We start from the raw sequence: 6,000 nt of genomic DNA on the forward strand, positions 1-6,000 counted from the left end.
TATAATTCTAATTATATCTACACATAATATAATATATGATTTTCTATAAATGTAATAGAGTTTTATATTTCCACCTGCATAATTTTTATTTATTTCATTATACTTAGGATAAATACTTAGGTATAAAATTTCAGTTTACAATTGCTATTATGGATTTACTGTGTTACTATTAGATGTATTTAAAGAAAAAAGAGAAGAGGAATATGAATGATAAAAACTAAATTTGAAGAACTTGGACTTAAGGATTCCATATTAAAGTCTATAAATGACTTAAACTTTGAAAATCCTAGTGATATACAAGAGAAAAGCATTCCTGTAAGTTTACAAGGTTACGATATAATAGGTCAAGCGCAAACAGGAACTGGTAAAACCCTTGCCTTCGGAGCACCTATTCTTAGCAACATGGGTCCTAAGGGTGGAGCTATCCAAACCTTAATATTAGCTCCAACAAGAGAATTAGCTATTCAGGTTAGCGAAGAACTTTTGAAATTGTGTAAGTATGAAAAGTATAAAATCCTACCAATCTATGGTGGTCAATCCTTTGACAGACAACTTTCTGCTCTAAAAAGAGGAGTGGATATTGTAGTTGGAACTCCTGGAAGAATATTAGATCACATTAATAGAAGAACATTAAAACTTCAAAATGTTAAATTTTTAGTTTTAGACGAAGCTGATGAAATGTTAAACATGGGATTTATTGAGGATATTGAAAGTATCCTATCTAACTTAAATGAGGAAAGACAAACGCTTTTATTCTCTGCTACAATGCCAAGACCAATAAAAAACCTATCTAAAAATTACATGAAACCTGATGCTCAACATATTGTAATAGCTAAAAAATCCATGACTGTATCCAAAATACAACAATCATACTTTTTAGTTAACTCATCTAATAAATTTGATTCACTTTGTAGAATTTTAGACGTAGATAATCCAACTACAACAATAATGTTCTGTAAAACTAAAAAAGGTGTAGATGAATTAGTTGATGCTTTACATGGTAAAGGCTATAGTGTTGAAGGTATGCACGGAGATATGAAACAAAGCCAAAGAATGAACACATTAGCTAAGTTTAAGAGCGGACAACTACATTTCCTTGTAGCTACTGATGTTGCAGCTCGTGGAATTGATGTTGAAGATGTTACTCATGTTATTAACTATGACTTACCACAAGATATAGAATCTTATGTGCATAGAATAGGAAGAACTGGAAGAGCTAATAAAGAAGGTATTGCTTATAGCTTTGCTTCAAGAAAAGAAGTTTCTTTTATAAGACAAATAGAAAATCATACTAAAAGTAAAATAGTAAAAAAAGACATTCCTACTTTAGCTGATATATTCTCTGCTAAATCTGGAAGTTTAATAGAAAACATTGGCAATGTATTACAAGAAGACTCATACAACACATTCTTACCTATGGCTAAAGAACTAATAAATGAGTATGGTGCTGAAGATGTTACTGCTTCTTTACTTAAACTAATGTTTGATAAAGAATTAAATTGTAACTATGCTGAAGAGTCTGTAGATGTAGATGATACAACAAGATTATTCTTATCTATAGGAAAGCTCGACAAGGCCAGAGCTAAAGATGTTATTGAATTTTTAGATAACACTGCCGGTGTTAAAGGTAAAGAAATTGGAAGAATTGATATCCTTGATAAGTTCTCCTTTGTTGATGTACCTAGCAATCTTGTAAATATAATATTAGAGAATTCTAAAGGAAAAATGTTTGGTAAAAGAAAAGTAAACATTGAAATATCCAATAAAAGAAAATAGATTTACATCTAATATATAGCCAAAATGCGGTATTTTACATAATACTGCATTTTTTATTTTTTGCTAAATCTGGTATACCTATAGAAAATATAATGTTAAAATATAGTAAATAGCATTTTAAAAGGAGGGTATATGAAGATTTTAAATAAAATTCTATTAATAGTATTATTATTTTTTTGTGTTGTTCTAAGTGGTTGTAATAACAATAATAAATATGAAGAAGCCTCTTCTTTCACTGATGGTCTAGCAGCAGTTAAACTTAGAGGTCTCTGGGGATTTATTGATACAGAAGAAAATCTAGTTATAACTCCAACCTATGAAGAAGCACATTCATTTTATAACAATATAGCCCCTGTAAAAAAAGATGGATTTTGGGGTGCTATTGATAAAAAAAATAATGTGATAATTCCTTTTGATTATGAAGAAGCTACTATTGTATCTGATACTCTCATTTCTGTTAAAAAAAACAGTAAGTATGGTTGTATAGACTTTAAAAACAATATAGTAGTTGATTTCGTATCTGAAACCCCAATTTCATTATATAATTGTGGAGAGGAAAATATAGCCATTATAACAGAAAACAATTACCAAGGCTTTATAGCTTTAAATTCAAATTTAAAAGTAGAGCCCAAGTATACTGCCATAATGCCTAACAATTCTATAGTTTGTATTGAAAGTAACGGAAAATTTGGTTTTGTAAATCTAGAAAGTAAAACTATAGTAGAACCTAAATATTCTTATTACTTAAGCTTCAATGAAGGTATAGCTGCTGTAGAAATCGATGGAAAATTGGGTTATATAAATACTAAAGATGAAATGATAATTAAACCTATTTACGATGGTACTGATTCATTTTTCAATGGACTAGCTACAGTATATCGTGATGGTAAGGCTGGACGTATAGACAAGAATGGTGATGTTGTCATTCCATTTAAATATGACTATATAAATTCTTTTTTTGAAAATGACATTTTAGTAGCTTCCTTAGATAACAAGGTTGGTCTTATGAATACTAAAGGTGAATTGCTCTTTGAACCTAAGTTTGAATATATTCAATTAGGTTCAGAAGATGATATGTTTGCTGCTAGCTATGTAGATGAAGATGGTAACCGTAAGAATGTATTTATAAATAAACAAGGTGAAATTATACTTACCACAGACTATACTGAAATTTATCCATTCCATGATGGCTTTGCTACCATTTATAAGTCAAGCAAATGTGGTATCTTAGCTTCTAATGGAATTGAGGTCGTTCCTCCTATTTATGATGAGGTTTATAATATTGATTCATCTAGAAATATATTTCAAGTATGCCTAAATGCTAAATGGGGTCTTATTGATAAAACCCAAAAGGAAATTTTAAAATGCGAATATGATATTATTGACCCCTACAATGAAAATGTCTTTTTAGTAAGTAAAGATAATAAATTGGGGCTTTATAACAAATCCTCTAATAAGTTTACAGATATTATATATGATGAAATTACTCCTTCCTTCGGGGATATAGCTCCCATATCTGTAAAATTAGATAATCAGTGGTTTTACATTGATGAAGATGGTAATAAACTAAAGTAACTTTTAAATCATAGCTATATTTAATATTATATAATTATACTAATACTTTAAAGAATATATAAGTTTTAAAGGATGCATGATGGATATATTTATTATGCATCCTTTTCATATCTCTCTAGTGCTCTCATAAAGTTACCTTCTACTAATTCGCTTAACTTTTCAATAATCTTATGAGAATCTTCCTTCATTCCACTATTCATCCATTGAATTACCAAACCTGTAAATGCTAAAGTATAAAAATTTGCAATAAACTTTTTATTGTCTTCTGTAGCTCTCATATTCTGAGAAACTTCATTAACTACTCCAATAATTAAATCATAAGTAACTGTATAAAGATATGAATCTAGGTAGTTTTTTCCTAATGAATTTAAAGTATTCATACAAAATCTTCTATTACCTTCTATATAGTTGAAAATTTTTTGAAATCCATCAGTCCAGGTGTTATAACTTCTGTATTGCGATATACTTTCTACAGCTTCAGTTTCATAAATCCATTCCAGTAGATTGTATATATCTTGAAAATGATAGTAAAATGTTTGTCTGTTTAATCCACAGTTATTAACTATTTCTTTAACAGATATCTTATTTACGGATATAGAATTCATTAATTCCTTCAAAGATTTAGCTAATGCTTTTTTTGTTATTATTGAATTTGACATAGGTGCTTATTTCCTTCCTATGGATTTTTTCATCTTTACATTTACTATACATTATATTATCCTTTTAATCCATTAATTTTCTATTACCCCTCTTTAAAATTTTCAAATATTTACGTAACAATAAAAGCTATCTATAAATCTATTAAATTAACAGATTTATAGATAGCCCACACTTAAAATATATTCAATTATCCCTCTATTATATCACCATTAGTTCCAATGGTTACTTCTTTATAAGGAACTATTATTTGTGCTTGAAGCATGGCACTTTTAACTGAAGCTACTATTCCTGAGCAGCATGGTACTTCCATTCTAACTACAGTTATACTCTTTATATTGTTCTTCTTAAGTATTTCAGTTAATTTATTCTTATAATGTTCATTGTCATCGAGTTTTGGGCATCCTATTACTGTAACTTTACCCTTCATAAAGTCTCTATGGAAATTTCCATAAGCATAAGCTGTACAATCCGCTGCTACTAATAAGCTAGCATCCTTTAGATATGGGGCACTAGTATTTATTAAGTTCAATTGTACCGGCCATTGCATAAGCTCAGAGTTGTTTTCAATAGTATTTTCTCTTTTTTTAGGTATAGTTTCCATAGTGATTATCGGTTTTCTTTCAATAGTTTTAGCCATTGTTCCAGGACATCCACATGGCAACTTTTCTTCCCCACCAATGTTTATGTCTTTAATCTCTTTAGACTTATTATCTAGTTCTAAAATTCTTGCCTTTACTGCATCATCATCATATTCATCCGCTTCTCTTTCTATAATCTCTATAGCTGATGTAGGACAATTGGGTAAGCAATCTCCTAATCCATCACAATATATATCGCTAACAAGCTTTGCCTTTCCATTGACTAATTCTATAGCTTTTTCATGACAGGCTGTAACACATAATCCGCAGCCATTACACTTTTCCTCATGAATCTTAATTATTTTTCTCTTCATAACAAATCCTCCTAAACCTATTATTTAATCTAATTTATCATATTTCTCAAAATTATATTTTTTAGCACACTTATTTTTTGTTTAATTTCAACACCAGATTTAAATTAAACTATATTTACTATAGCTTAATTATAACTAGATTTCTATAATAGGTCTGTAACTTTTGTTACGCAACTAAAATATTTATTAAAATTTATTTATACCAAAAACAAATTACGTACTGATAATTGTCTATTGTACTACCATTTATAAGTCAAATAAATTATCTGTAAGAGAATTTTCCAGTCCTTTTTCATAAGGTGAATTTTTGCCATTCAATTTAAATAAAGTAAACTCTGCTAACTTTAGTTGTTCTATATCCTCCTTTGGAATTACTGTTTCACCAGATGATATAGGTATAGATAATACTTTAAGTTTTTCCTTAGCCTCAATAAATTTTGCCAATGTAATTGTTTCTTCTCCATTAGATTTTATATTTTCCCTGAAAATATGTGCCATACCAAATTGTCCATAGTATTTTCCCTTAGGATTTTCATCCTATATATCCTCTTATAAAGTTATCATAGATTAAATCATCTCTATATTCACTTTGATTTTTCATATATTTTATAGTATTTATCATACTACCTAGGTTATTGTTAAATTTGTTAAAGTCATCTCCTAAAAAACCTTTGTATACATCAGCATTATTGTTTATATCCTTATTTAAATTTACTAATATTGTAACTCTAGCTTCATCGTCTTCTACATTGTTACCAAGTATATCTTTAAAATCATTTATTTTCTTTTTTATTCTCTCAGCTGGTTCTTTGTTAGGAATCAAGCTAAACATTTCGTTTAAAGTATAATTAACTTGAAAATCTATATCAATACCAAAAGCCTGTTTTTTTATCATTAGGTAAAGTCTTATTATAATTATATAGTTCTTGCCAAAATTTATAATAATCATCACTCCCATAGCTAGGAGAAGCATTTCTTATCAGAAGTTTAGCACGTGAAGTTTTTTTTAGGCGACAGCCTGTTGATTTGTAACGAGT

At 28.7% G+C, this 6,000-nt stretch carries 6 protein-coding genes; 2 read left to right on the plus strand and 4 right to left on the minus strand.

Annotated features, from left to right (window positions below; all coding sequences use genetic code 11):
- Positions 1 to 207 precede the first annotated feature (207 nt).
- Entirely contained in the window at positions 208 to 1,776 is a 1,569-nt protein-coding gene (locus tag B2694_RS16705) for a DEAD/DEAH box helicase (protein ID WP_346870366.1), read from the plus strand.
- Between the two features lie 132 nt (positions 1,777 to 1,908).
- Positions 1,909 to 3,351 (plus strand): WG repeat-containing protein, encoded by a 1,443-nt coding sequence (locus B2694_RS16710; protein WP_346886711.1) that lies wholly within the window; start codon positions 1,909 to 1,911, stop codon positions 3,349 to 3,351.
- A 92-nt stretch (positions 3,352 to 3,443) separates the two neighbouring features.
- On the opposite strand, the gene dhaS is transcribed toward B2694_RS16710, so the two are convergent.
- From dhaS to B2694_RS16730, 4 genes are all read right to left on the minus strand, one after another.
- Positions 3,444 to 4,010, minus strand: a complete 567-nt coding sequence (gene dhaS / locus B2694_RS16715) for a dihydroxyacetone kinase transcriptional activator DhaS (protein WP_346886712.1) — start codon at positions 4,008 to 4,010, stop codon at positions 3,444 to 3,446.
- A 188-nt stretch (positions 4,011 to 4,198) separates the two neighbouring features.
- Complete coding sequence (locus B2694_RS16720) at positions 4,199 to 4,963, minus strand: 4Fe-4S dicluster domain-containing protein (RefSeq protein WP_346886713.1); 765 nt, start codon at positions 4,961 to 4,963, stop codon at positions 4,199 to 4,201.
- A 246-nt stretch (positions 4,964 to 5,209) separates the two neighbouring features.
- A complete protein-coding gene (locus B2694_RS16725; protein WP_346886714.1) occupies positions 5,210 to 5,461 on the minus strand; it encodes a hypothetical protein in 252 nt (83 codons plus the stop codon).
- A 34-nt stretch (positions 5,462 to 5,495) separates the two neighbouring features.
- Entirely contained in the window at positions 5,496 to 5,858 is a 363-nt protein-coding gene (locus B2694_RS16730) for a hypothetical protein (protein WP_346886715.1), read from the minus strand.
- Positions 5,859 to 6,000 lie beyond the last annotated feature (142 nt).

Source organism: Clostridium sp. UBA4395 (genome assembly GCF_002390995.1).
Lineage (GTDB): Bacteria > Bacillota > Clostridia > Clostridiales > Clostridiaceae > Clostridium_J > Clostridium_J sulfidigenes.

Coding starts and splice junctions, on each gene's coding strand:
- B2694_RS16730 (WP_346886715.1), bottom strand. CDS start 5,858: ATGATAAAAAAACAGGCTTTTGGTATTGATATAGATTTTCAAGTTAAT.
- B2694_RS16720 (WP_346886713.1), bottom strand. CDS start 4,963: ATGAAGAGAAAAATAATTAAGATTCATGAGGAAAAGTGTAATGGCTGC.
- B2694_RS16710 (WP_346886711.1), top strand. CDS start 1,909: ATGAAGATTTTAAATAAAATTCTATTAATAGTATTATTATTTTTTTGT.
- dhaS (WP_346886712.1), bottom strand. CDS start 4,010: ATGTCAAATTCAATAATAACAAAAAAAGCATTAGCTAAATCTTTGAAG.
- B2694_RS16725 (WP_346886714.1), bottom strand. CDS start 5,461: ATGGCACATATTTTCAGGGAAAATATAAAATCTAATGGAGAAGAAACA.
- B2694_RS16705 (WP_346870366.1), top strand. CDS start 208: ATGATAAAAACTAAATTTGAAGAACTTGGACTTAAGGATTCCATATTA.